This is a genomic window from Micromonospora sp. U21 (genome assembly GCF_018070045.1).
In the GTDB taxonomy this organism is placed as follows: Bacteria; Actinomycetota; Actinomycetes; order Mycobacteriales; family Micromonosporaceae; genus Micromonospora.
Genome location: NZ_JAGPYK010000007.1, coordinates 251,403 through 276,294, shown reverse-complemented (window position 1 = coordinate 276,294; position 24,892 = coordinate 251,403). Strand labels below are relative to the sequence as shown.

Below are 24,892 nucleotides of genomic sequence, written 5' to 3'. Positions count from 1 at the left end.
AGAGCATTGGCACAGTACGCACGCCGCGGCGTCCACGGGCAGACCGTCGAAGCCATCGCCCGCCGCATCCTCACCGGTGAGATTCCCGCCGGAGCGACCCTGAACATCGTCGCGCTGCAGGAGGAGTTCGACGTCAGCCTGACGGCGCTGCGCGAGGCGCTGAAGGTGCTCTCGGCCAAGGGCATCGTCGACGCCCGGCAGAAACGCGGCACCTTCGTCCGGCCGCGGGCGGACTGGAACCTGCTCGACGGCGACGTGATCCGCTGGCAGTTCGCCGAAGGCCCCCACGAGCGCCTGCTCGACCAGCTGCACGAGGTACGCGCCATCATCGAGCCGGCCGCCGCGCGGCTGGCCGCCAGCCGGGCCACCGAGGACGACATCGCCGCCCTCGACCGGGCGCTGGCCGAGATGGCCGAGGCCAACGGCGACCCCGCCGCCGCCGTCGCCGCCGATCTCTCCTTCCACCGCGCGCTGCTCGCCGCCACCCACAACGAGCTGCTGGAGCGCATGGAGGTGGTGATGGAGACCGGGCTCGCCGAGCGGGACCGGCTGGTGCACGGCGGCGCGCCGCACGACGACCCGGTGCCCAGCCACCGCGCCGTGGTCGACGCGCTGCGGGCGCGCGACGAGACGGCGACCGAGACCGCCATGCGTGAGTTGCTGGACAAGGCCGTCCGGGACGTCGAGAAGGCACGGAAACAGAGGGGCAGTCGGTGAAGATCGAGCGGATCGAGACCTTCCTGGTCGCGCCACGGTGGCTGTTCTGCCGGGTGGAGACCGATGACGGGCTGGTCGGGTGGGGTGAGCCCGTGGTCGAGGGGCGCGCCGAGGTCGTACGCAGCGCGGTCGAGGTGCTCTCCGAATATCTGATCGGCGAGGATCCACTCCGGATCGAGCAGCACTGGCAGGTGCTCACCAAGGGCGGCTTCTACCGGGGCGGCCCGATCCTCTCCAGCGCGGTCGCCGGCCTCGACCAGGCGCTCTGGGACATCACCGGGCAGGCGTACGGGGTGCCGGTGCACGCCCTGCTCGGTGGGGCCGTCCGGGACCGGGTGCGCATCTACTCCTGGATCGGCGGGGACGAGCCCGACGAGGTGGCCGACGCCGCCGCCGCGCAGGCCGCCGCCGGTCTCACCGGCGTCAAGATGAACGCCTGCGGGCGGCTCTCCGCCATTCCCACCTCCGCCGAGGTGGACGCGGTGGTCGGCCGGGTCGCCGCCGCCCGGGAGGTGCTCGGCCCCGACCGCGACATCGCGCTGGACTTCCACGGCCGGGCCGGCCTGGCCGCGATACGCCGGATCCTGCCCGAGCTGGCCCCCCTGCGTCCCTTCTTCGTGGAGGAACCGGTCCTGCCCGACCAGGCCCACCACCTGCGCGACATCGTCGCCGGCACACCGATCCCGGTGGCCACGGGCGAGCGGCTCTACGGCCGCTCCGAGTTCCTCGGCCCGTTGCAGGCCGGAGTCGCCGTGGTTCAGCCGGACCTGTCGCACGCCGGCGGGATCTCCGAGGTGCGCCGGATCGCCGCGCTGGCCGAGACGTACGGCGCGTTGCTGGCCCCGCACTGCCCGCTCGGCCCGATCTCCCTGGCTGCCAGCCTCCAGGTGGCCTTCGCGACGCCGAACTTCCTGATCCAGGAGCAGAGCATCGGCATCCACTACCACTCCGGCTCCGACCTGCTGGACTACGTGCTCGACCCGGAGCCGTTCCGGTTCGTGGACGGGCACATCGCCCGGTTCGACCGGCCCGGGCTGGGCATCACGGTGGACGAGGCGGCGGTCCGTGCGGCCGCCCGTACCCCGCACGCCTGGCGCAATCCGGTCTGGCAGCACCGCGACGGGTCGTTCGCCGAATGGTGACCGGGGCGGCCGGGCCCGCGCCGGTGCCGATGCGGGTGGCGTACGACGCGGCGCGCGGCGGCCGGTGGACCAGCCTGCGCGGCGGCGGCCGGGAATGGCTCTGGCGCGGGCCGGAGCCCGGCCGGCACGAGGTACGCCCCGACGACGCGTTCATCGACGCCGGCGGGCTGGAGGAGTGCCTGCCCACCGTGCGCGGCCGGCCCGACCACGGCGAGGTGTGGTCCCGGCCGTGGCGGACAGTCGGGCCGGGCACGGTGGTCATCGAGCGTCCCATGTTCACGGTGACCCGCCGGATCAGTGACCGGGACGGCGTGGTGGTGGCCGACTACCGGCTGGCCGCCGAGCCCGGCCACCGGTTCGTGTGGGCAGCGCACGCCCTGCTCGACCTCTCACCGGGGGCCCGTCTCGACGCGCCCGCCGGCACCTCGACCCGGCTGCATCCGGAGGCCGCCGCTCTGCTGCCCCCGGGCACCTGGCCCGCCGGCAGCCCCTGGCTGACCGGGCCCTGGCCGGCACCGGCCGGGCTGGCGCTGGACACCCTCGGCCCGGACGACGGCACCGCGCTCGGTGCGGTGCTGCTCGACTGCCCCCGGGTCGAGGTGACCGACGGCGCCGACCGGCTGACCCTGGAGCTGGAGTGCGCCGACCAGCCCCGCAGCACCGCGCTCTGGCGCAACCTGGGCGGTTGGCCGGCCACCACGCCCTACCGCAGCATCGGTGTCGAACCGATGCTCGGCGCCGCCTTCGACCTGGCCGATGCCGGCCCGTCCGACGCGGCGGTCGTCCCGCCCGCCGGTGAGGTCGCCTGGCGGCTCACCCTCTCCGCCCACCGCCTTCTGCGAGGACACCCGTGATGAACCTGCTCGACGAGCTGCGTACCCACCGACTGCTGGCGATCGTGCGTGGTCCCGACCCGGCCGCCGCACTGTCAGCGGTGCTCACGATGGCCGAGAGCGGCGTGGCGCTGGTCGAGGTCTCGCTGACCGGCGCCGACGCGCTCGGCACCATCCGGCGGGCCCGAGCCGCCCTCGGGCCGGACTTCGCCCTGGGCGCGGGCACCGTGCTCAGCGCCGAGGACGCCCGCGCGGCGGCCGACGCCGGTGCCGGCTTCCTGGTCACCCCGGCGCTGGCGCCGAGCCTCGCCGAGGCCGGCCGGCTCGGGCTCCCGGTCCTCGCGGGCGCGCTCACCCCCACCGAGGTGGTGCAGGCCAACAGCGGCGGAGCCGCCGCGATCAAGCTCTTCCCGGCCTCCCTGGGTGGGCCCGACTACCTCGGCGCGCTGCGCGACCCGTTCCCCGGCGCCGCGTTCGTGCCGGTCGGCGGGGTCGACGCCGACGGCGCGCGGCGCTACCTCGACCGGGGGGCCGTGGCGGTCGGCGTCGGCTCCCCGCTGCTCGGCGACGCCGTCCGCGGCGGCGACCCGGCGGCGCTGCGCGAGCGGGCCGCCGTCTTCCTCGCGGCGGTCCGGCCGTGACCGACCTGCTCACGCTCGGCGAGACGATGGCGGCCTTCCGCACCACCGGGCCGCTGCGGCTGGGCGGCACCGCCGGCATCTCGGTCGCCGGGTCCGAGTCGACCGTGGCCATCGGCCTGGCCCGGCTCGGCCACCGGGCCGCCTGGGTCGGGGTCACCGGCGCCGACGAGCCCGGCGAACTGATCCGCCGCACGCTGCGCGCCGAGGGCGTCGACCTGGCCTGGTCCCGGGTCGACCCGACGGCCCCCACCGGGCTGATCCTCTTCGAGTCCCGGGTCGCCGACATCAACCGGGTCACCTACCACCGCGCCGGGTCGGCCGGCTCCCGGCTGCGCCCCGCCGACGTCACCCCCGCCTTCGACCCGGCCCGGCCGTCGCCCCGGCTGCTGCACGTCACCGGCATCACCTGCGCGCTGGGCGCCGAGCCCTACCAGGCCGTGGTGGCGGCGGTACGGCTCGCTCGCGCGGCGGGCAGCACCATCTGCCTGGACGTCAACCACCGGCACCGGCTCTGGTCGGTCGCCGAGGCCGCCGCCGCGCTGCGGCCGCTGCTGCCCTCGATCGACCTGGTGGTCGCCTCCGACGACGAGCTGGCCGTGCTGACCGACGCCGCCGACCCGGTCGCGGCGCTACGGGCGGCCGGCGTGACCGAGGTCGTGGTGAAGCACGGCGCCGGTGGAGCGACCAGCCACAGCGCGGACGGCACGGTGCACCGCCCCGCCCGCACGGTGCCGGTGGTGGACACCGTCGGCGCCGGCGACGCCTTCGTGGCCGGTCTGCTCTCCGGCTTGCTGGACGGCGCCGACGCGCCGGCCCGGCTGGACCGGGCGGTCACCACCGGCGCGTTCGCGGTGGCCACCCGGGGCGACTGGGAGGGCCTGCCCGACCGGGCGGAGCTGGCGCTGCTCGACCACGGGCCCGGTGGCACCGTGCGCTGACCACCGGGACGGATCTTTCAAGGGAGCGAGATGGAGCTGACCGAACCGACCGTGTGGAGCACGGACCGGCTGGAGCTGGGCGAGGGGTTGCGCTGGGTGGCCGACCGGCTGGTGCTGGTCGACCTGCTGGCCGGGCGGCTGCTGGAGACCGGCGGCGACCGGCCGGGTCCGCTGCGGGAGCTGCGCCACCTGGATGTCCCGCTGGGCGCGGTCGCCCCGGTGGCCGGCAACGCCGGTGACTGGCTGGCCGCCGCCGGGACCGGCGTCGCGCTGCTGCCCGCCACCGGCGACCCTCGGCCGGTCGCCGAACTGGTCGCCGACGGGCCCGAGCCGGCCCGGATGAACGACGCGGTCGCCGACCCGCACGGCCGGTTCTGGGCGGGCAGCATGACGTACGCCGGGGTGCCCGGCGGGGGCACGCTGTACCGGCTGGCTCCCGGCGCGGCGCCGGTGCCGGCCGTGACCGGGCTGACGGTGCCGAACGGCCCGGCGTTCGACGCCGCCGGCACCACCATGTACCTGGCCGACTCGCCGCGCGGCGAGGTCGATCGGTTCAGCGTCGACCCGCACACCGGGGCCCTGCACGGACGGGAGCCGTTCCTGCGGCTGGCCGGGGTCGACGGCGGGCCGGACGGAATGACGGTCGACGCGGCGGGTCACCTCTGGGTCGCGCTCTGGGGTGGCTCGGCGGTGCGCCGCTACCGACCGGACGGCACGCTGGACCGGGAGATCCGCCTGCCGGCGACCCAACCGGCCGGCATCTGCCTGGGCGGCCCCGACCTGCGCCGGCTCTTCATCGGCACCGCCCGGCACGGGCTCACGCCAGCCGGACCACTGGACGGCGCGCTGCTCGCGGTGGACGTCCCGGTCCCCGGCCTGCCCACCGCGTTCGCCGCCGCGCCCGACGCCAGCTGACAAAGGCATATCGGACGCCAGGGCGGGAATGACCACCCTCGGTCGGCGAGGGTCCGGCCGACCGGTAGGGGGCGAGGCGATGAGATCCGTGGAGCGGGCGTCATGAACGGGCCGGTCGGCGACGAGCCGCTCGGCGAGCTGGAGCTGGTGCACACCTTCACCGGCCCGATGCCGACCGGGGTGAGCGTCTCGCACGGGGGCCGGATCTTCGTCAACTTTCCCAAGTGGGGCGACGAGGTGCCGGCCACCGTCGTCGAGCTGCGCGACGGCCGGGAGATGCCCTACCCCGACCAGCCGTGGAACGACCCGTCGGGCGACGACGACGCGGGCGCGTTCGTCTCGGTGCAGAGCATCGTGGTGGACCCGGCCGACCGACTCTGGGTCCTGGACACCGGCAGCCCGATGTTCCAACCGACGAAACCGGGCGGGCCCAAGCTGGTCCGGGTCGACCTGGACACCGACACGGTGGCCCAGGTGATCACCTTCCCGCCGGACGTGGCGCTGCCCACGACTTACCTCAACGACGTCCGCTTCGATCTGCGGCGGGGCGAGTCGGGGGTCGCGTACATCACCGACTCGGCGAGCTCCGGGCCGAACGGGATCATCGTGGTGGACCTGGCCAGCGGGGCCTCCTGGCGGCGGCTGCACGACCACCCGTCCACCAAGGCGGAGCCGCTGACGACGTTCCGCCCGGTGGTCGAGGGCCGACCGTTCCTCGAGCGGCCCCCGGACGGGCCGCCGAAACCGGTGACCATGGGCGCCGACGGCATCGCCATCTCGGCCGACGGCACCCGGCTGCACTACTGCCCGTTGGCGTCCCGGCGTTGGTACAGCGTGGCCACCGAGGCGCTGGCCGACCCGGCGGTCACCCAGGAGGCGGCCGCGGCGACCGTGGTCGACGAGGGGGACAAGGGCACCGCGTCGGACGGGCTGGAGACCGACGACGCCGGGCGGCTCTACCTCACCTCCTACGAGCACAACGCGGTGCTGCGCCGGCGACCGGACGGCGAGTACGAGACCCTGGTCCACGACCCTCGACTGCTCTGGCCGGACACCATGTCGGTGGCCACCGACGGGTACCTCTACGTGACCGCCAACCAGCTGCACCGGCAACCGCAGTACCAGCGAGGGCAGGACCTGCGGCGCCGGCCGTACGCGCTGTTCCGCACCCGGATCGACGCCGGGCCGGTGCTCCTGCGCCGCTGACCGCCCGGGAGCTGGTGCCCCTCGGTCGCTCGGCCGGCAGGCATGGCGGGGCGACCGGCGGGTAGCCGGTCAGGTGGCCGACTGGTCAGAGGTGCTACTCCCGGACACCCCGCTGCTGGAGATCGTGGTCCGGGGCAGCGTCATGTACCTCGCGCTGTTCACGCTCCTGCGGGTCATCCTCAAGCGGGAGAGCGGCACCACCGGCGTCACCGACCTGCTGGTGATCGTGCTGCTCGCCGACGCCGCGCAGAACGGCCTGTCGGGCGGCTACACCTCGGTCACCGACGGGGTGCTGCTGGTCGCCGTGATCATCGGTTGGTCGTACCTGCTGAACGCCGTCGCCTACCGCTGGCCCGCCGCCGCCCGGCTGATCCGGCCGGGCTCGCTGGTGCTGGTGCGGGACGGACGGATCATGCGCGCGAACATGCGGCGGGAGCTGATCACCGACGAGGAGCTGCACAGCCTGCTGCGGAAGCAGGGCATCACCGACCTGGCGGAGGTTCGCGAGATGCGGATGGAGTCCGACGGGCGGTTCAGCGTCACCACCCGTATGCACGGCCGCTCGACGAACGACAGCGACGCGTCGGGCGGCCACGGCTGACGACCGGCCTGCGTGCCAGGTCAGGACACCTCGGGTGCGGCGAGTCAGCCGATCGGCAGTGCCCGGCCCAGGTCGGCGAAGACGTCGGCGGCCACGTGCGGCTCGAAGGTCATCCGCAGCGGCGAGGTCGGCGTGAGGGTCCCGCCGTGGTACTTGACGTACACCCGGCGGTAGAACTCGGCGGCCAGGCCGCCGATGGACGCCTGCACGCCGGTGTCGGTGGCGCCCAGCCCGGCGGTGCTCAGCCCGCCGACGTGGCCGGTCGGCTCGACCACCACGGCGGTGCGGCCCAGGCGGCGCATGGTGATCGCGGCGGCCAGGCCGCCGGAGGTGGCGCCGTAGACGACCAGGTCGGCGGTGGTGACGGCGGCCAGGGCGGGGCCGGCCCGGAACGGGTCGGAGAGACCGGCCAGGACGAGACCGGCACCGCCGGCGGTCAGCAGGCGGCGGCGGGACAGGGGCAGCGACACGGCGGGCTCCCGAGGGGTAACCGGAACGGGGACGGTTACAGAAGCACGCCGCTGCGACTGCGAACGAAATTCTTCAATCTCTCGCAGTGGGTGTCAACCGGGTCGAGGCCTCCGGTCAGGGCCGGTAGCGGTAGCCCATCCCGGGCTCGGTGATGAGATGGCGGGGTCGGGCCGGGTCGTCCTCCAGCTTGCGCCGCAGCTGGGCCAGGTACTGCCGCAGGTAGTTGGTCTCGTTCTGGTACTCCGGCCCCCACACCTCCTGGAGCAGCTGGCGCTGGCTGACCAGCTTTCCCGGGTGGCGCAGCAGCTTCTCCAGCACGCTCCACTGAATGGGGGTCAGCTTGACCTCGGTGCCGTCGTCCCGCCGCACGGCGTGGTCGGCGAGGTCGACGGTGTGTTGGCCGATCCGCAGCGCGGGCACCGCCTCGCTCGACCCGCCGAGCCGCCGGGTCACCGCGCGGATGCGGGCCAGCAGCTCCTCCACCCCGAACGGCTTGGTGACGTAGTCGTCCGCGCCGGCGTCGAGCGCGGCGACCTTGTCCTCGCTGCCGGCCCTCCCGGAGAGCACGATGATCGGCACGGCCGTCCAGCCGCGCAGGCCGCGGATCACCTCGACCCCGTCGATGTCGGGCAGCCCGAGGTCGAGCACCACGAGGTCCGGTGGGTGGCTGGCGGCGGCCTTCAGCGCGGCCGCCCCGGTGCCGGCGACGTCCACGTCGTACCGGCGGGCACGCAGGTTGATCCGCAGGGCCCGCAGGATCTGCGGCTCATCGTCGACGACCAGGATGCGCGTCATTCCGGTGGCCCCTCCGAGCTGGTCTGCGCGGCGGCGGGTAGCCGCAGCACCATGGTGAGCCCACCGCCGGGCGTGGTCTCGGGGCTGATGCTGCCACCCATCGCCTCGGCCAGACCCCGGGACAGGGCGAGCCCGAGGCCGACACCGGTCTGATTGTCCCGGTCACCGAGGCGCTGGAACGGCAGGAAGACGTGCTCCCACTGGTCCTCCGGGATGCCCGGTCCACGGTCGATGATCCGCAGCTCCACCTGGCCCGCGTGTGCGCTGGCGGTGACGGTGGGAGGCTGCTCGGGCGGGCTGTACCGCAGGGCGTTCGCGATGACGTTGACCAGCACCCGCTCCAGCAGGCCGGGGTCGGCGGTGGCCGCGGGCAGGTCGGCCGGGATGTCGGTCACGACGGCGGCGGCGGGTGGACCGAGTTCGTCGAGCGCCCGGGGTACGGCGTCCTCCAGGCCGATCGCGGTCGCGGTGATGCCGAGGACGCCGGCCTGGAGCCGGCTCATGTCCAGCAGGTTGCCGACCAGCCGGGCGAGCCGGTCCAACGACTCCTCGGCGGTCTCCAGCAGCTCCTCGCGGTCCTGTTCGTCGAACTCGATGTCCTGGCTGCGCAGGCTGGTCACGGCGGCCTTCGCGGACGCCAGCGGCGTACGCAGGTCGTGGCTCACGGCGGCGAGCAGCGCGGTACGCATCCGGTCCGCCGCGGCGAGGGGCCGGGCGGTGGCCGCCTCCTCGGCCAGCCGTTCCTGGCGCAGCGCGACGGCGGCCTGGGCGGCGAACGCCTCGACGATCCGCCGGTCGGCGGCCTCCAATCGTCGACCGCAGAGCACGACGGTGATCCGGTCGTCGACCGGTACTGTCGTCTCACCGCCTTCGGGGGTGCAGGCCGGTCCCTCGCCGACGCTGGCCACGACGTGCCAGGCGTGCTCCTCGCGGGCTCGCTCCGGGCGGCCACTGGCCTCCTCGGCCAGCTCCAGCACGCTCACGGCGCGCAGCCCGAAGGTCTCCCGGAGCTGATCCAGCAGCGCGGGCAGGGGGCGTTCGCCGCGCAGCACGCCACCGGCGACGGCGGCGAGGGTCTGCGCGTCGGCGGCGGCCCGCGCCGCCTCGCGGGTCCGCCGCGCGGCCACGTCGACGATCCAGCTCACCGACAGCGCCACGCTGACGAAGACGGCCAGGGCGAGCAGGTTGTCCGCCTCGGCGATGGTCAGCGTCCGGTAGGGCGGGGTGAAGAACCAGTTGAGCAGCAGCGAGCCGCCGAGCGCGGCCACCAGGGCGGGCCACAGCCCGCCGACCAGGGCGACCGCCACCACGGCCACCAGAAAGAGCAGGATGTCGTTGGTCAGCGTCAGGTCGGGCAGCGTCCTCAGCAGCAGGGTGAGCAGCGGCAGGCCGAGCACGGCGAGGGCGAAGCCGAGCAACCGGCGGCGCCGGGACAGCGCCGCCGGCACGGCCCCCGCCCGGCGTCCCCTACCGGCCTCGGTGTGGGTGACCAGGTGCACGTCGATGGAGCCGGAGAGCGCCGTGGTGGTCACCCCGACGCCTCTGGCGAACAGTTGCGCGAAGCGGCCCCGCCGGCTGGCGCCGAGGACCAGCTGGGTGGCGTTCACGCCACGGGCGAAGTCCAGCAGCGCGGCCGGCACGTCGGTGCCGAGCACCTGGTGGTAGGTGCCGCCGAGGCTCTCCACCAGCACCCGCTGCCGGGCCAGCTGCGCCGGGTCGGCGCCGGCCAGGCCGTCACTGCGGGCGACATGCACGGCGAGCAGGTCGGCGCCCTTGCTCCGGGCCGCGACCCGGGCGGCCCGGCGGATCAACGTCTCCCCCTCCGGGCCGCCGGTCAGCGCCACCACGACGCGTTCCCGGGCCTCCCAGGTGGCCTCGATGCCCTGCTGGCTGCGGTACCGGTCGAGTTGCTCGTCGACCTTGTCGGCCAGCCAGAGCAGCGCCAGCTCGCGCAGCGCGGTGAGGTTGCCGACCCGGAAGTAGTTGCCCAGCGCGGCGTCGATCTTGTCGGGGCGGTAGATGTTGCCGTGCGCCATCCGCCGGCGCAGCGCCTCGGGGGTCATGTCGACAAGCTCGACCTGCTCGGCGGCGCGGACGATCTCGTCCGGCAGGGTCTCCCGCTGGATGGTGCCGGTGATCTGGGCGACGACGTCGTTGACCGACTCCAGGTGCTGCACGTTGACCGTGGACAGCACGTCGACCCCCGCGTCGAGCAGCTCCTGGACGTCCTGCCAGCGCTTGTCGTGCCGGGAGCCGGGCACGTTGGTGTGCGCCAGCTCGTCGACCACCGCGATCGCCGGTCGGCGGGCCAGCACCGCGTCCAGGTCCATCTCGGTGAACTCGGCGCCCCGGTATTGCATGGTGCGGCGGGGAACCTGCTCCAGGTCACCGAGCATGGCCGCGGTCTGCTGGCGGCCGTGGGTCTCCACGAAGCCGATCACCACGTCGGTGCCGCGCGCGGCTCGCCGCCGCGCCTCCTCCAGCATCGCGTACGTCTTGCCGACTCCGGGAGCGGCCCCGAGATAGATACGCAATTCTCCGCGTGCCACGGAAACCATCCTCTCCGATCAGAAAGGAAGGGCCCCTTCTTAACGCCTGGTGGGGGTGAAGGGGCCCTTCCTAACACGGTCAGCGGGCCGGGAACCGCTCGTCCAGCGCGATGTTCAGCTCCAGCACGTTGACCCCGGGCTCGCCCATGAAGCCGAGCCCCCGCCCGGTGGTGTGCTCAGCCACCAGCCGGCGGACCGCTTCCGGGTCCGCACCGCGCTCGCGCGCGACCCGGTTCAGCTGCAGCTCGGCGTACGCCGGGCTGATCTGTGGGTCGAGGCCGCTGCCGCTGGCGGTGACCGCGTCGGCGGGCACGGCCGGGTCGGCGGGGGCGTTGCCGCGGATCGGTGTGACCACGGCACCGGCGGCCACGTAGTCCTCGCCGGGCTGGGCCAGCTCCACCGGCACTCCCTGGTACGAGGGGAGGAACGGGGTGGCCGGGGCGGCCTGGTTGACGCTGACCACCCGGATGACGGGGCCGGTCAGCCCGTCCGCGCGGAAGACCGCGAGCACGGCGCCCACCCCGTCGGCGGTGCAGAAGGGGCGTCCGCCGTCGACGCCGTTGAGCTCACCGACCTCCTTGCTGCGCCCGCAGACCTGGGTGAGCAGGCTCTCGCTGGACTCCTCCGGGTCGGTGGCGATGGTGTCGACCACGCTCTCCGGGCCGAGGTTGCTGGCCGAGGTGGAGGTGGGGTCGTAGCCGTCGCCGGCGGCCGACGGGCGGGACTGGAAGTAACGCGGGACGGGGTTGCCGTCGCGGTCGGTGAAGGACTGGCCGATCAGTGAGCTGCCGACCGTCGTACCGCCGGCGTCGATCAGCGAGCCGTCGGTCCTGTGGTTGAGGCCGGGCAGCTGGCCGACGGCGACCAGGGCCAGCGGGTAGACCAGCCCGAGCAGCACCGTGAAGACGAGCAGGGCGCGCAGGGCGGCGAGGTGTTGGGCGATCCAGGTGGGTAGGCGCATCACGAAATCCCCGGGATGAACTGGATGAGCAGGTCGATGAGCTTGATCCCGATGAACGGCACGATGATGCCGCCCAGCCCGTACACCAGCAGGTTGCGGCTGAGCAGCTTCGACGCGGCGGCCGGCCGGTACCGCACGCCCCGCAGGGCGAGCGGGATCAGCGCGATGATCACCAGGGCGTTGAAGATGACCGCGGACAGGATCGCCGACTCCGGGCTGGACAGCCGCATGATGTTCAGCGCGTCCAGGCTCGGGTAGAGGCCGGCGAACATGGCCGGGATGATCGCGAAGTACTTCGCGATGTCGTTGGCGATGCTGAACGTGGTCAGCGCGCCACGGGTGATCAGCAACTGCTTGCCGATCTCCACGATCTCGATCAGCTTGGTCGGATCGGAGTCGAGGTCGACCATGTTGCCGGCCTCCTTCGCGGCCGACGTGCCGGTGTTCATCGCCACCCCGACGTCGGCCTGCGCGAGCGCCGGCGCGTCGTTGGTGCCGTCACCGGTCATCGCGACCAGCCGGCCACCCTCCTGCTCCCGCTTGATCAACACGAGCTTGTCCTCCGGCGTCGCCTCGGCCAGGAAGTCGTCCACCCCGGCCTCGTCGGCGATCGCCTTCGCGGTACGCGGGTTGTCGCCGGTGATCATCACGGTCCGGATGCCCATCCGGCGCATCTCGTCGAACCGCTCCCGCATGCCGGACTTGACGACGTCCTTGAGGTGGATGACGCCCAGCGCGCGGGCGGGCTCACCGTCGACGTGCTCGGCGACGACCAGCGGGGTGCCGCCGGTGCCGCTGATCGCGTCAACGATCTCGCCGACCTGCTCGGTCGGGTGGCCGCCGTTCTCGCGGACCCACTTCATCACCGCGGCCGCGGCGCCCTTGCGGACCCGGCGCGCCGTCTCGACCGTCCCGCCGTCCACGCTGGCGTCCGGGATCATGTCGACGCCGCTCATCCGCGTCTGCGCGGTGAACGGTACGAAGGTGGCGTGCGGCATCACGCCGGGCTCACGCTCGCGCAGCCCGAACTCGTTCTTGGCGAGCACCACCACCGAGCGGCCCTCCGGGGTCTCGTCGGCCAGGCTGGACAGTTGCGCGGCGTCGGCCAGGGTCGCGGGGGTCACCCCTTCGACCGGTACGAACTCGGCGGCCTGCCGGTTGCCCAGCGTGATGGTGCCGGTCTTGTCCAGCAGCAGGGTGTTGACGTCGCCGGCCGCCTCGACGGCCCGGCCGCTCATGGCCAGGACGTTGCGCTGCACCAGCCGGTCCATGCCGGCGATGCCGATGGCGGAGAGCAGCGCGCCGATGGTGGTGGGGATCAGGCAGACGAGCAACGAGATCAGCACCACCCCGGTGACGCCGGAGTCGGTGATCGCGCCGCTGTCCGGCGCGGCCGCCTGGTACGCCTTGGAGAAGATGGCCAGCGGCTGAAGGGTGACCACGGCCAGCAGAAAGATGATCGTGAGCGCGGCGAGCAGGATGTTCAGCGCGATCTCGTTCGGCGTCTTCTGCCGGTTGGCCCCCTCGACCAGGGCGATCATCCGGTCGATGAAGCTCTCCCCCGGCTTCTGGGTGATCTTCACGACGATCCGGTCGGAGAGCACCCTGGTGCCGCCGGTGACCGCGCTGCGGTCGCCACCGGACTCTCGGATGACCGGGGCGGACTCGCCGGTGATGGCCGACTCGTCGACGCTGGCGATGCCCTCGACGATGTCGCCGTCACCGGGGATGATCCCGCCCGCCTCGACCAGCACGATGTCGCCCTGGCGCAGCTCCGGCGCGGGTACCGCCTCGTCGCGGTAGGCGTTGGCCCGGGCGCCCGGCGTCCAGTCGACCAGCCGGGTGGCGATGGTGTCCCGCTTGGCCTGCCGCAGCGCCGCGGCCTGGGCCTTGCCCCGGCCCTCGGCGACCGCTTCGGCCAGGTTGGCGAAGAGCACGGTCAGCCAGAGCCAGATGGTGATCGCCCAGGCGAACACCGACGGGTCGGTCACCGCCAGGACGGTGGTGAAGGCCGCGCCGGCTTCGACGATCAGCATCACCGGGTTGCGCCACAGGGTGGTCGGGTTGAGCTTGCGCAGGGCGTCCGGCAGGGAACGGATCAGCTGCTTGGGGTCGAGCAGGCCGCCGCTGACCCGGTCGCCCTGGTCGGCCCCGGCGGTCGGTTGCTCGCTGGTCCCGAATGTCACGGGAGTGACGGACATGTCCTCGTTCCTCATGGTGGTCAGAGCCCCTCTGCCAGCGGGCCGAGCGCGAGCGCGGGCAGGAAGGTCAGCGCGACGAGGACCACCGTGACGCCGACGACCATGCCGATGAACAGCGGTCGGTGGGTCGGCAGGGTGCCCTCGGACGCGGGGGTGGGTGCCTGGCGGGCCAGCGAGCCGGCCAACGCGAGCACGAAGATGAGCGGCAGGAACCGGCCGAACAGCATGCACAACCCGAGCGCGGTGTCCCACCAGGTGGTGTTCACCGTGATGCCGCCGAAGGCGGACCCGTTGTTGTTGCTGGCCGAGGTGAACGCGTACAGCACCTCGGAGAGGCCGTGCGGACCGACATTGAGCGCGGTGGAGTTGTTGCCGGTGGCGAACGCGGCCGCCGTGCCGACCAGCACCAGGATCGGCGTGATCAGGAAGTAGAGCGAGGCGAACTTGATCTCGCGGGAGCCGATCTTCTTGCCCAGGTACTCCGGGGTGCGGCCCACCATCAGTCCGGCGATGAACACTGTGATCACGGCCAGGATGAGCAGGCCGTAGAGACCGGAACCGGTACCGCCCGGGGCGACCTCGCCGAGCATCATGTTGACCATCGTCATCATGCCGCCGAGCGAGGTGAACGAGTCGTGGAACGAGTTCACCGCACCGGTCGAGGTCAGCGTGGTGGCGGCGGCGAAGGTGGCCGAGTTCGACACGTCGAACCGCACCTCCTTGCCCTCCAGCGCCGCGCCGACCGCCTGCGGCACCGTGCCGTGGCCGGCCAGCTCGAAGGCGTTGGTGATGACCACGCTGGCGAACGCGAGGATCCCCATCACCGCGGCGATCGCGTAGCCCTGCCGGTTCTGCCCGACCATCCGGCCGAAGACCCGGGGCAGGCTGAACGGGATCAGGAAGATCAGGAAGATCTCCAGCCAGTTCGTCCAGGTGGTGGGGTTCTCGAACGGGTGGGCGCTGTTGACGTTGTAGAAGCCGCCACCGTTGGTGCCCAGCTCCTTGATCACTTCCTGGCTGGCGACCGGACCACCGGTGATGGTCTGGGTGCCGCCGGTCAGCGTGGTCACGTCGGTGCCGGCGGACAGGTTTTGCACCACCCCGCCGACCATCAGCGCGACGGTGCCGAGCACCGCGATCGGCAGCAGGATCCGCAGCGTGATCCGGGTCAGGTCGACCCAGAAGTTGCCGAGCTGCCCGGTGCGGCTGCGGGCGAAGCCGCGCACCAGCGCTATCGCCACCGCGATGCCGACCGCCGGCGAGACGAAGTTCTGCACCGCCAGACCGGCCATCTGCACCAGGTGACCCATCGTCGACTCGCCCGAATACGACTGCCAGTTGGTGTTGGTCACGAACGAGACGGCGGTGTTCCAGGCGCCGTGCGGCACCACCGGGTCGAAGCCCAGCGACAACCAGAGGTGGTTCTGCACCCGCTGGAACAGGTACAGGAACAGGATCGAGACCGCGGAGAACGCCAGCACGCTGCGGGCGTACACGCCCCAGGTCTGCTCGGCGGCCGGGTTGACTCCGACCAGGCGGAAGATCCCCCGCTCGACCCGGGACTGCCGGGTGCCGGAGACCGCTCGGAACATGTAGTCGCCGAACGGCTTGTGGACGGCGACCAGGGCCACCACCAGCGTCAACACGAAGATGACGCCCGCTGTTGTCATCGTCATCAGAAGCGCTCCGGAAACAGCAGGGCGAACACCAGGAACGCGCCCAGGACGATCGCGAGCACGAGACCCACGGCGTTGACGGCACTCACAGCTTCTCCACCGCCCGTACCACCAAAGCGAGCACTGCGAACAGCGCCACCGTCAGGACCACGAACACCACGTCAGACACGCTGACTCCTCTTACCGGAAAGGTTCGTCGCGACCGCCTCCCGGTCGCGCCGGGCAATCAAAGCCCCGCCACCTCCCCGACGGCAGGGGTCATAACGCGACCATGACGGCGGCGAACCTTTTCTTGACGCGCCTTTCACACCCGCACCCTGAGCAGGTGAAATGCGGCACAAATCGCTCAGGGAGCCGGCCGGAGGCAAGCCGCGAACAGGCCCGGATGTGCGCTGCGGCGTGGTTGGCGTGGGGCGCACTGCCGGGACGCGGGCGCGACGGGTGCGACCCGACGCGGATACGGGTGCGGCGGCCGGGGTCAGGCCGGCCGGCGGGCCACCAGCACGTCGCGCATGATCGACTGGTCCACCCGGTGCCGCAGCGCGCGGTACGGCTCCGCCTCGACCACGGTCAGTCCGGCGGCGGCCAGTGCCGCGGCCGCGTCGTCCCGGCCTGCGACGTGGGTGTTCCAGGAGATGCCGAGCGCCCCGCCGGGGCGCAGCAGCCGCGCCCAGACCGGCGCGGCGTCCGCGAGCAGCGCCAGCGGGTCCCGGGTCAGCCCGTGCTCGGCCGTACGGCTGCCGTGCTGGACGCCGTACGGCGCGTCCGCCACGACAAGGTCGAAGGTCTCCGGCCGGAAGAACTCGTTGGCGCGGGTGGTGTCGGCGTTGACCACGTCGAGCAGTTGGAGGTCGCCGGCCTTGTGCGCCTCGCGTGTGGGGGCCAGCTCGATCCGCACCCGGCGACCAACGACCTTGCGCTCCCGGCGCACCGGCCCCGACTCCAGCACCCGGTGCTTGATCCGCTTCTGCTTCAGCCAGGTGGTGATGAACGCCCGGTACGCCTCGACGTCCTTCTGGTCGCGGTCCATCCCGGCGGCGTCGAAGCCGTACATGAGCGCCTGATTGAGGGTGGTGCCGCGACCGCAGAGCGGGTCGAGCACCCGGAACCGGCGGCTGGTCAGCTCAGCGGCCCGGTCGGAGGCGAGCAACGTGACGTTGAGCAGCAGCTTGGTGAACTGCTCGTTGGTCTTGCCCGGGTACTTCTGGATGGTGATCAGGTCGTCGTCGTAGCGGTCCAGGCGACTCCACTCGATCGGGCGCAGCAACTCGCCGACGACCTCGAACAGCGCGTACCCCGCGGAGAGGTTGCCCAGCATGGCCAGGTCCCGCTCGGTCAACCCGTCACCGGCGAAGGTGAGGTAGGTGGCCCCGCCGACCGTCGTCGTGCCCAGGTCGCCAATCCGGCCATCCAGCGCCGACTGGCCGAAGATCTCCAGCTCGGCCCGGGTGAGGTCGATGGCGGATCGGGCGTACACCCGGTTGGTGGAGGGCAGGATCAGCAGGCCGTAGCGCGTCATGATCCGGCGAGTATTCCACAACCTGCCGCAGCCCCCGGGAACTGGAGCGGGGGCCCGACCGACTACCCGTACATGGGGTGTGAGCAGTGGCGGGAGGTCCTCTCCGCGCAGTTGGACGGCGAGGAGACCGTCGAGGAACGGGCGGCGGCGCAGCGGCACTTCGACAGGTGCGCCGAGTGCCGGGTCTGGTTCGCGGTGGCGGCCGGGGTGACCCGTCGGGTGCGTACCCGATTGGTCACCGAACCGCCCGACCGGACGGACGCGATCCTCGCCGTCGCCGCGCCACCCGCTCGGCGGTCGCGGTGGCGGCCCGGCGCTGCCTGGCGGGGCCGGTTGGTCGCCGGGCTGCGCGCGGCGCTCGGGCTGCTCGGCGCGGTGCAGTTGGTGCTCGGCCTGGCCCAGGTGGGCCGGGGCGCGGCGGCCGACCACCTGCATCCGGCCGGTCAGCACCTGTGGCACGAGTCGGCCGCGTGGAACGTGGCGGTGGGTGCCGGCTTCCTCTTCGTGGCGTTGCGCCGCAGCCCGCCGGCCGGCCTCGTGCCGATGCTCAGCGCGTTCGTCGGCACGTTGCTGCTGCTCTCGGTCAACGACCTGGCCACCGGCACGGTGGGTGCCGAGCGGCTGGTCAGCCACGGCTTCCTGGTGGGCGGTTACCTGATCACCGTGTTGCTGTCCCGGCCCTGGCTGCGCCCTGGAGGCCCCGCGCCGCAGCGGCAGTCGGCGCCGTCGCGCTGGCGGTTCCGTGCGGACGAGATCGACCGGCCGCTGCGGGTGGTCCGCTCCGAGCCGTACCCGGCGCAGGCCGCCGACCGGCGCGCGGCCTGAGCCCCCGGCGGTCAGGGCCGGTCAGCTCGCGCCAGCCGGTTCCGTCGCGCCAGCCTGGCCGCCGGCACTCACGATGGCCTCCGGGATGACCTGCTCGACGATCGCCAGCAGCGTGATGGTGAGCAGCACATGCACCTGGGCCCGGGTCAGCGCGCCGCGCTGGAGCCATTCCCGCGCGGTCGAGGTGGCCAGCCCGCCGTAGGCCCGGACCATCCCGCGCAACTCCTCGCGGTGTTCCGCCTGATCGGCCAGGCCGACCGCGACCAGCATCCGGTCCGCGGCGACCTCCTCGGCCTCGGCGAGCACCCGCTCCACGTCGGCGTCGCCGCCCATTCCGCGCGCGGTGACGGCGGCCAGCCAGGAAGTGCTGTGCCGGGAGACCACGTCGAGGAACCAGGAGACGCTGGCGTCGACCCGGGACCGCAGGTCCCCCTTGGGCAGCCGCTCCAGGGCCACCTCCGGGATGGTCACCATGACCCGGACGACCTCCAGGTAGAGCTCCTTCTTGGTGCCGAAGTAGTGGTTGACCAGGCCCCGGGCCACGCCCGCCTCGCGGGCGATGTCGGTGGTCGACACATCCGGGTACGCGCGTTCGCCGAACAGCCGGACCGCGCAGGCCAGGATCTGCCCGCGCCGGGCGTCCGGCTCCAACCGGCGGCGGCGCGGAGCCGTCTCGACAATCATCTGCCCGACCCTATCGGCAGCTCTGGACGTCGGCCTAGACGTTGGGTCACCGGCGCCCGACCGCTGGCGTTCTTACGCTGGGTCACGTAACTGCCGGCCTCGCCTGGCCCACGCGCTCCCTTTGCTCTGCTTAACCCCACGCAGCACCGCCCCTGAACAGCGGCTACGGCAGCAAGGGATATGACCGTGAGGGCTGCGGGATGAGCGTTCGGTAACTGTTGCGTCCGTTGAAGCAGAGCAAAGGACACGGCGAAGGTGGTGAACGGCGCAGCTGACGCCACGCCGAGTCGCCCAACTGCGCCGCCGAACACCGAGCGTCCGCCCTTGGCGAACGGCCCGCGTACCGGCGTCCGGCCACTGATCGAGACTTATTGACATTCCGCCAACAGCAGGCGAGGGTGGTGCACATGCCGACGCCCCCACTCGACGGTCCCCCCTCGCCCTGGCGGCAGCCGGAGCACGACGACCTCGCCGACCTGGCCCGCACCTTCTTCACCAAGGAGGTGCTGCCGCACACCGAACGCCTGCTGGCGCAGGGCCACCCCGACCGCGAGCACTACCGGCGCGCCGGCGAGCTGGGGCTGCTCGGCCTGTCCGTCCCCGAGGAGTACGGCGGCGGGGGCGGCGGATTCACCCACGAGGCGGTCATGCTGCACGAGCAGGCGTACACCGGGGAGAGCAGCCTCGGGCTGGCCGTCCACAGTGGCATCGTCACCGGTTACCTGGCGGCGTACGGCAGCGAGGAGCAGAAGCGGCGCTGGCTGCCCGGCCTGTGCAGCGGTGACCTGATCGGCGCGATCGCGATGACCGAGCCGGACGGCGGCTCCGACCTCCAGGCGATGCGCACCCGGGCGGTCCGTGACGGCGACGACTACCTGGTCACCGGGGCGAAGACGTTCATCACCAACGGTGGCCTGGCCGATCTGATCATCGTGGCCGTGAAGACCGACCCCGAGCAGCGGGCGGCCGGTGTCTCGCTGCTGGTCTGCGAGGTCAGCGGTGACCCGGAGGGCTTCCGCCGGGGTCGGCTGCTGTCCAAGATCGGGCTGCATGCCAACGACACCGCCGAGCTGTTCTTCGACGAGTTCCGAGTGCCCGCGGACAACCTGCTCGGCGGCGCCGAGGGGCTGGGCTTCATCCAGCTCATGCAGCAGCTCCCGCAGGAGCGACTGGTGATCGGCGTCGGCGCGGTCGCCGCGATGGAACGTGCGATCGAGCTGACCGTCGCGTACACCAGGGAGCGGGCCGCCTTCGGCAAGCCGCTGATGGGCCACCAGAACACCCGGATGGTGCTCGCCGAGTGCGCCACCCGCACCCGGGTCAGCCGGGTCTTCCTGGACGACTGCATCGTCCGGCACACCCGCGGCGAGCTGGACGTGGCCACCGCCGCGATGGCGAAGTGGTGGCTGACCGACGGCCAGTGCGAGGTCATCGACCGGTGCCTGCAACTCTTCGGCGGCTACGGCTACACCACGGAGTACCCGATCGCCCGGATGTACGCCGACGCCCGCGTCCAGAAGATCTACGGCGGCACCAACGAGATCATGAAGGAGTTGATCGCCCGTGCCCTCTGAGGCGTACGTCTACGACGCGGTCCGCACCCCGCGCGGACGCGGCCGGGACACCGGCGCGCTGCACGGGGTGAAGCCGATCTCCCTGGTGGTCGGCCTGATCGACGCGCTGCGCGAGCGCAATCCCGGCCTGGACGTCGGCAGGCTGGAGGACCTGCTGCTCGGCATCGTCACCCCGGTCGGTGAGCAGGGCGGCGATCTGGCCCGGGCCGCGGCGCTGCTGGCCGGCCTCCCCGACCAGGTGGGCGGGGTGCAGCTCAACCGGTTCTGCGCCTCCGGGCTGGAGGCGGTCAACTCCGCCGCGGCGCGGATCCGGTCCGGCTGGGAGCACCTACTGCTCGCCGGCGGGGTGGAGTCGATGTCCCGGGTGCCGATGGGCGCCGACGGCGCGGCCTGGGCCACCGACCCGCAGACCGCGCTGGCCACCTCGTTCGTGCCGCAGGGCGTCAGCGCCGACCTGATCGCCACCCTGGAGGGCTTCACCCGCGACGACGTGGACGGCTACGCGCTGCGCTCGCAGGAGCGGGCCGCCAAGGCGTGGGCCGGCGGCCACTTCGCCCGCTCGGTGGTGCCGGTCCGTGACGGCAACGGGCTGGACATCCTCACCGTGGACGAGCACCCCCGCCCGGAGACCACCCGGGAGGCGCTGGCCCGGCTCACCCCGTCCTTCGCCACCATGGGCGAGGCTGCCGGCTTCGACGCGGTCGCGTTGCAGAAGTTCCACTGGCTGGAGGCGATCGAGCACGTCCACCACGCCGGCAACTCGTCCGGCATCGTGGACGGCGCGGCGCTGGTGCTGATCGGCTCGGCGGAGGTCGGCCGGGACCTCGGCCTCACCCCGCGCGCCCGGATCGTCGGCGCGGCGGTCAGCGGCGCCGACCCGACGCTGATGCTGACCGGCCCGATCCCGGCCACCCACAAGGCGCTCGCCGCCGCCGGGCTGACCCTCGCCGACATCGACCTGTTCGAGATCAACGAGGCGTTCGCCGCGGTGGTGCTCAAGTACGTCCGCGACCTGGGACTGGACCCGGACCGGGTGAACGTCAACGGCGGGGCGATCGCCCTCGGCCACCCACTCGGCGCGACCGGCGCGATGCTGCTCGGCACGGCGTTGGACGAGTTGGAGCGGCGCGACCTGCGCCGCGCCGTGGTGACCCTCTGCATCGGCGGCGGCATGGGCGTCGCCACCGTCATCGAGCGCGGCTGATCCGGAGGACGACCATGACCGACACCATCCGGTACGACCGCGGCGCCGACGGCATCGTCACGCTCACCCTGGACGACCCCGACCAGTCCGCCAACACGATGAACCGGGCGTACGCCGCGTCGATGAGCGCGGTGCTGGACCGGCTGGAGGCCGAGCGCGACGAGCTGACCGGGGTCGTCGTGACCAGCGCGAAGTCGACCTTCTTCGCTGGCGGCGACCTGCCGGAGATGGCCCGGGCGACGCGCGCCGACGCGCCCGCGCTGGCCGAACTGCTCGGCACCATCAAGCGGGACCTGCGCCGGCTGGAGACGCTGGGCCGGCCAGTGGTCGCCGCCGTCAACGGCTCGGCGCTCGGCGGCGGCCTGGAGATCGCGCTGGCCTGCCACCACCGGGTCGCCCTGGACGTGCCCGACAGCCGGCTCGGGCTGCCCGAGGTGACCCTGGGCCTGCTGCCCGGCGCCGGCGGGGTCACCCGGACCGTGCGGATGCTCGGCCTGGCCGGGGCGCTGACCACGGTGCTGCTCACCGGTCGGCGGATGCGCCCGATCGACGCCCAGGCTGCCGGGCTGGTCGACGAGGTGGTGGCGACCCCGGCGGAGCTGCTGGCCCGGGCCCGGGCCTGGATCGCCGCCAATCCCCACCCGACCCAGCCGTGGGACCGGCCGGACTACCGGATGCCCGGCGGCACCCCGTCCAGTCGGTCGCTGGCCGCGCAACTGCCGGCCTTCCCGGCGACCCTGCGTAAGCAGCTCAAGGGTGCCCGGCTGCCGGCGCCGGAGGCCATCCTGGCCACCGCCGTCGAGGGCGCCCAGGTCGACCTGGAGACCGCGTTCACCGTGGAGACCCGGCACCTGATCGGTCTGCTCACCGGGCAGGTCGCGAAGAACATGATCGGCGCGTTCTTCTTCGATCTGAAGGCCGTCAACGGCGGCGCGACCCGGCCATCCGGGGTGGACGTCGCGCCGGTGCGCCGGGTCGCGGTGCTGGGTGCCGGCATGATGGGCGCCGGCATCGCGTACGCCTGCGCCAGCGCCGGCCTGGACGTGGTGGTGAAGGACGTCTCGCCGGAGGCCGCGGGCCGGGCGCGGGCGCACGCCGAGCGGCTGCTGGCGCGGAAGGTCCGCAAGGGCCGCGCGACCGAGGCGGACGCCCGAGCCGTGCTGGACCGGATCACCACCTCCGACCGGGTGGACGCGCTGGCCGGTTGCGACGCGGTGATTGAGGCGGTCTTCGAGGACCCCGCGCTGAAACGGTCGGTCTTCGCCGAGGTGCTGCCGGTGCTGGCACCGGGCGCCCTGCTCGCGTCCAACACCTCCACCCTGCCGATCACCGGACTGGCCGAAGGCGTGGACCGCCCGGCCGACTTCATCGGCATGCACTTCTTCTCGCCCGTGGACCGGATGCCGCTGCTGGAGATCGTGGTCGGCGGGCGTACCGGCGACGCCGCGCTGGCGCGGGCGTTCGACCTGGGCCGGCGGATCGGCAAGACCCCGATCGTGGTCAACGACGGCCGGGGCTTCTTCACGAGCCGCGTCATCGGCCGGTTCATCGACGAGGCGGTCGGCATGGTCGCCGAGGGGGTGCCGGCCGCCTCGGTGGAGCAGGCCGCCCTACAGGCCGGCTACCCGACCGGGCCACTGGCGCTGGCCGACGAGGTGAGCCTCACCCTGATCCAACGGATCCGTCGACAGTTCGAGGCGGCCGGCGAAGGCGTCCTGCCGCTGCCCGCACACCGGCTCGTGGACGAGCTGGTGGACGCGTACGACCGGCCGGGGCGCGGCGCCGGGCGCGGCTTCTACGGGTACGCCGACGGCACCCGGGGTCGGTTGTGGAGCGGTCTCGCCGACCTGACCACCGACGCGGGGCGGGCGGTGCCGTTCACCGACCTCCAGGAGCGGATGCTCTTCGCCGAGGCGCTGGACGCGCTGCGCTGCCTGGACGAGGGGGTGCTGCGGACCGAGACCGACGCCAACATCGGCTCGATCCTCGGCATCGGCTTCCCGGCCTGGACCGGCGGGGTGATCCGCTACATCCGGCAGTACGGGGCCGGTCCGGCCGGCTTCGCGGCCCGCGCCACCGAGCTGGCCGCCCGCTACGGCGACCGGTTCACGCCCCCCGCCGACCTGGTCGACCGGCTCGCCGCCTCGGCCACCCGCCCCGCCGAAGCGGTGAGCGCCGCGTGACGGCCACCGACCGGCCGGCGGACGGGCCAGGGCGCGGCGGGCCGCTGGCCGGGGTACGCGTTGTCGAGTTGGCCAGCCTCGCTCCGGCGCCGTTCGGCTGCATGGTGCTCGCCGACCTCGGCGCGGACGTGGTGCGGGTGGACCGGCCGGGCGGCCCGGCTGCGGGGCGGTTGGCCGCGCCGACCGTCGGGCCGTTGCAACGCGGCCGGCGGGTGACCGCGCTGGACCTGAAGTCACCGGCCGGGGTGGCGGACCTGCTGCGCCTGGTGGAACGGGCGGACGTGCTGGTGGAGGCGTACCGGCCGGGGGTGGCCGAGCGGCTGGGCTTCGGGCCGGACACCTGCCGGGCCCGCAATCCCCGGCTCGTGTACGCGCGGATGACCGGCTGGGGTCAGGAGGGCCCGCTGGCGCCCCGGGCCGGGCATGACATCGACTACATTGCGGTGGCCGGAGCGCTGGAGCCACTGGGTCGGGCCGGCGAGCGTCCGTACGCCCCGATGAACCTGCTCGGCGACTTCGGCGGGGGCGGCATGCTGCTCGCCGTGGGCGTGCTGGCCGCACTGCTGGAACGGGAACGCTCCGGTGCCGGCCAGGTGGTCGACGCGGCGATGGTGGACGGTTCCGCACTGCTCACCGCGTTCCTGCACGGGCTGCTCGGCACCGGGTTGTGGGCGGCACCGCGTGGGCGCAACGTGTTCGACGGCGGGGCGCCGTTCTACGACACGTACCGCACCGCCGACGGCGGCTTCATGGCCGTCGGCGCGATGGAACCGGCGTTCTACGCCGAGCTGCTGACCGGCCTCGGCCTCGCCGACGAGCCGGACCTGCCCGCCCAGTACGACCCGAGCGGCTGGGACGAGCTGCGCCGGCGGTTCACCGAACGGTTCGCCGAGCGGAGCCGGGACGAGTGGACGGCGGTCTTCGCCGACCTGGACGCGTGCGTCGCGCCGGTGCTCGCCCCCCGCGAGGCGCACCGGCATCCGCACAATGCCGCCCGGGGCACCTTCGTCGAGGTGGGCGGCGAGATCCAGCCGGCCCCGGCGCCCCGCTTCGACCGGACGCCGGCCGGCCAGCCAGCCCCGGCGCCGGACCCGGAGCGGGACGTCCTACCGGTCGACACGATCCTCACCGACTGGCGGTGACCCGCGCGGCGGGCCGGCCACGGACCCGCCGGCACCGGGCGACCGGGGATACGCTGCCCGGATGGCAGCGTGCCCCGAGCTGACCTGGCCGCGCCCCTTCCGGGGACGCGGTCGG

General features: G+C 73.2%; 22 protein-coding genes. 13 read left to right on the top strand and 9 right to left on the bottom strand.

All coding sequences use genetic code 11. The features are described 5' to 3' along the window. Nucleotides 1-6 precede the first annotated feature (6 nt). The 8 genes from KBX63_RS12675 (at nucleotide 7) to KBX63_RS12640 (ending at nucleotide 6,993) form a co-directional block, all read left to right on the top strand. Nucleotides 7-717, top strand: coding sequence for a FadR/GntR family transcriptional regulator (locus tag KBX63_RS12675; RefSeq protein ID WP_210911195.1), 711 nt, complete (start codon nucleotides 7-9; stop codon nucleotides 715-717). Then, a complete protein-coding gene (gene dgoD, locus KBX63_RS12670; RefSeq protein WP_210911194.1) occupies nucleotides 714-1,859 on the top strand; it encodes a galactonate dehydratase in 1,146 nt (381 codons plus the stop codon). The genes KBX63_RS12675 and dgoD overlap by 4 nt, the downstream gene beginning before the upstream one ends. Then, the gene (locus tag KBX63_RS12665) at nucleotides 1,853-2,713 is read left to right on the top strand and encodes a hypothetical protein (RefSeq protein WP_210911193.1); all 861 of its coding nucleotides are present in this window, start codon (nucleotides 1,853-1,855) and stop codon (nucleotides 2,711-2,713) included. Before dgoD ends, KBX63_RS12665 begins: the two co-directional genes overlap by 7 nt. After that, a complete protein-coding gene (locus KBX63_RS12660) occupies nucleotides 2,713-3,333 on the top strand; it encodes a bifunctional 4-hydroxy-2-oxoglutarate aldolase/2-dehydro-3-deoxy-phosphogluconate aldolase (RefSeq protein WP_210911192.1) in 621 nt (206 codons plus the stop codon). The genes KBX63_RS12665 and KBX63_RS12660 overlap by 1 nt, the downstream gene beginning before the upstream one ends. After that, nucleotides 3,330-4,271 carry a sugar kinase gene (locus KBX63_RS12655; RefSeq protein ID WP_210911191.1) on the top strand — a complete coding sequence of 314 codons (942 nt, stop codon included), beginning with the start codon at nucleotides 3,330-3,332 and terminating at the stop codon, nucleotides 4,269-4,271. Before KBX63_RS12660 ends, KBX63_RS12655 begins: the two co-directional genes overlap by 4 nt. Nucleotides 4,272-4,301: 30 nt before the next feature. Further along, nucleotides 4,302-5,186 carry an SMP-30/gluconolactonase/LRE family protein gene (locus KBX63_RS12650; RefSeq protein ID WP_210911190.1) on the top strand — a complete coding sequence of 295 codons (885 nt, stop codon included), beginning with the start codon at nucleotides 4,302-4,304 and terminating at the stop codon, nucleotides 5,184-5,186. A 102-nt stretch (nucleotides 5,187-5,288) separates the two neighbouring features. Then, the gene (locus KBX63_RS12645) at nucleotides 5,289-6,392 is read left to right on the top strand and encodes an L-dopachrome tautomerase-related protein (RefSeq protein WP_210911189.1); all 1,104 of its coding nucleotides are present in this window, start codon (nucleotides 5,289-5,291) and stop codon (nucleotides 6,390-6,392) included. 73 nt (nucleotides 6,393-6,465) lie between these two features. After that, nucleotides 6,466-6,993 (top strand): YetF domain-containing protein, encoded by a 528-nt coding sequence (locus KBX63_RS12640; RefSeq protein WP_307871700.1) that lies wholly within the window; start codon nucleotides 6,466-6,468, stop codon nucleotides 6,991-6,993. A gap of 44 nt (nucleotides 6,994-7,037) precedes the next feature. Here the strand turns inward: KBX63_RS12640 and KBX63_RS12635 are convergent, their stop codons facing one another. The 8 genes from KBX63_RS12635 to KBX63_RS12600 all read right to left on the bottom strand — a co-directional run bounded on the left by KBX63_RS12635 (nucleotide 7,038) and on the right by KBX63_RS12600 (nucleotide 17,165). Then, nucleotides 7,038-7,463, bottom strand: coding sequence for an FAD-dependent oxidoreductase (locus tag KBX63_RS12635; protein ID WP_307871699.1), 426 nt, complete (start codon nucleotides 7,461-7,463; stop codon nucleotides 7,038-7,040). 115 nt (nucleotides 7,464-7,578) lie between these two features. After that, on the bottom strand, nucleotides 7,579-8,259 hold the full coding sequence (locus tag KBX63_RS12630; RefSeq protein WP_210911188.1) for a response regulator: 681 nt from the start codon (nucleotides 8,257-8,259) through the stop codon (nucleotides 7,579-7,581). Then, nucleotides 8,256-10,808 (bottom strand): DUF4118 domain-containing protein, encoded by a 2,553-nt coding sequence (locus KBX63_RS12625; protein ID WP_210911187.1) that lies wholly within the window; start codon nucleotides 10,806-10,808, stop codon nucleotides 8,256-8,258. Before KBX63_RS12625 ends, KBX63_RS12630 begins: the two co-directional genes overlap by 4 nt. 79 nt (nucleotides 10,809-10,887) lie before the next feature. Further along, nucleotides 10,888-11,769: a potassium-transporting ATPase subunit C gene (locus tag KBX63_RS12620; RefSeq protein WP_210911186.1), complete on the bottom strand. Its 882-nt coding sequence runs from the start codon at nucleotides 11,767-11,769 to the stop codon at nucleotides 10,888-10,890. Further along, nucleotides 11,769-13,970 carry a potassium-transporting ATPase subunit KdpB gene (kdpB, locus tag KBX63_RS12615; RefSeq protein ID WP_247662173.1) on the bottom strand — a complete coding sequence of 734 codons (2,202 nt, stop codon included), beginning with the start codon at nucleotides 13,968-13,970 and terminating at the stop codon, nucleotides 11,769-11,771. The genes KBX63_RS12620 and kdpB overlap by 1 nt, the downstream gene beginning before the upstream one ends. A 20-nt stretch (nucleotides 13,971-13,990) precedes the next feature. Next, the gene (kdpA, locus tag KBX63_RS12610; protein ID WP_210911185.1) at nucleotides 13,991-15,646 is read right to left on the bottom strand and encodes a potassium-transporting ATPase subunit KdpA; all 1,656 of its coding nucleotides are present in this window, start codon (nucleotides 15,644-15,646) and stop codon (nucleotides 13,991-13,993) included. Then, nucleotides 15,646-15,735 (bottom strand): K(+)-transporting ATPase subunit F, encoded by a 90-nt coding sequence (gene kdpF / locus KBX63_RS35155; protein ID WP_089017935.1) that lies wholly within the window; start codon nucleotides 15,733-15,735, stop codon nucleotides 15,646-15,648. The genes kdpA and kdpF overlap by 1 nt, the downstream gene beginning before the upstream one ends. A 389-nt stretch (nucleotides 15,736-16,124) precedes the next feature. Then, complete coding sequence (locus KBX63_RS12600) at nucleotides 16,125-17,165, bottom strand: TRM11 family methyltransferase (protein ID WP_210911184.1); 1,041 nt, start codon at nucleotides 17,163-17,165, stop codon at nucleotides 16,125-16,127. Nucleotides 17,166-17,237: 72 nt separating this feature from the next. On the opposite strand from KBX63_RS12600, the gene KBX63_RS12595 reads away from it, so the two are divergent. After that, nucleotides 17,238-17,990 carry a zf-HC2 domain-containing protein gene (locus tag KBX63_RS12595; RefSeq protein ID WP_210911183.1) on the top strand — a complete coding sequence of 251 codons (753 nt, stop codon included), beginning with the start codon at nucleotides 17,238-17,240 and terminating at the stop codon, nucleotides 17,988-17,990. Between the two features lie 21 nt (nucleotides 17,991-18,011). On the opposite strand, the gene KBX63_RS12590 is transcribed toward KBX63_RS12595, so the two are convergent. Next, nucleotides 18,012-18,674, bottom strand: coding sequence for a TetR/AcrR family transcriptional regulator (locus tag KBX63_RS12590; RefSeq protein ID WP_210911182.1), 663 nt, complete (start codon nucleotides 18,672-18,674; stop codon nucleotides 18,012-18,014). A gap of 407 nt (nucleotides 18,675-19,081) precedes the next feature. On the opposite strand from KBX63_RS12590, the gene KBX63_RS12585 reads away from it, so the two are divergent. From KBX63_RS12585 to KBX63_RS12570, 4 genes are read left to right on the top strand one after another with little or no spacing between them, the layout of a single operon-like run. After that, nucleotides 19,082-20,248 (top strand): acyl-CoA dehydrogenase family protein, encoded by a 1,167-nt coding sequence (locus KBX63_RS12585; protein WP_210911181.1) that lies wholly within the window; start codon nucleotides 19,082-19,084, stop codon nucleotides 20,246-20,248. After that, a complete protein-coding gene (locus KBX63_RS12580) occupies nucleotides 20,238-21,452 on the top strand; it encodes an acetyl-CoA C-acetyltransferase (protein WP_210911180.1) in 1,215 nt (404 codons plus the stop codon). Before KBX63_RS12585 ends, KBX63_RS12580 begins: the two co-directional genes overlap by 11 nt. A 14-nt stretch (nucleotides 21,453-21,466) precedes the next feature. Continuing rightward, entirely contained in the window at nucleotides 21,467-23,635 is a 2,169-nt protein-coding gene (locus tag KBX63_RS12575; protein WP_210911179.1) for a 3-hydroxyacyl-CoA dehydrogenase NAD-binding domain-containing protein, read from the top strand. After that, complete coding sequence (locus KBX63_RS12570) at nucleotides 23,632-24,777, top strand: CaiB/BaiF CoA-transferase family protein (protein WP_210911178.1); 1,146 nt, start codon at nucleotides 23,632-23,634, stop codon at nucleotides 24,775-24,777. The genes KBX63_RS12575 and KBX63_RS12570 overlap by 4 nt, the downstream gene beginning before the upstream one ends. Nucleotides 24,778-24,892 lie beyond the last annotated feature (115 nt).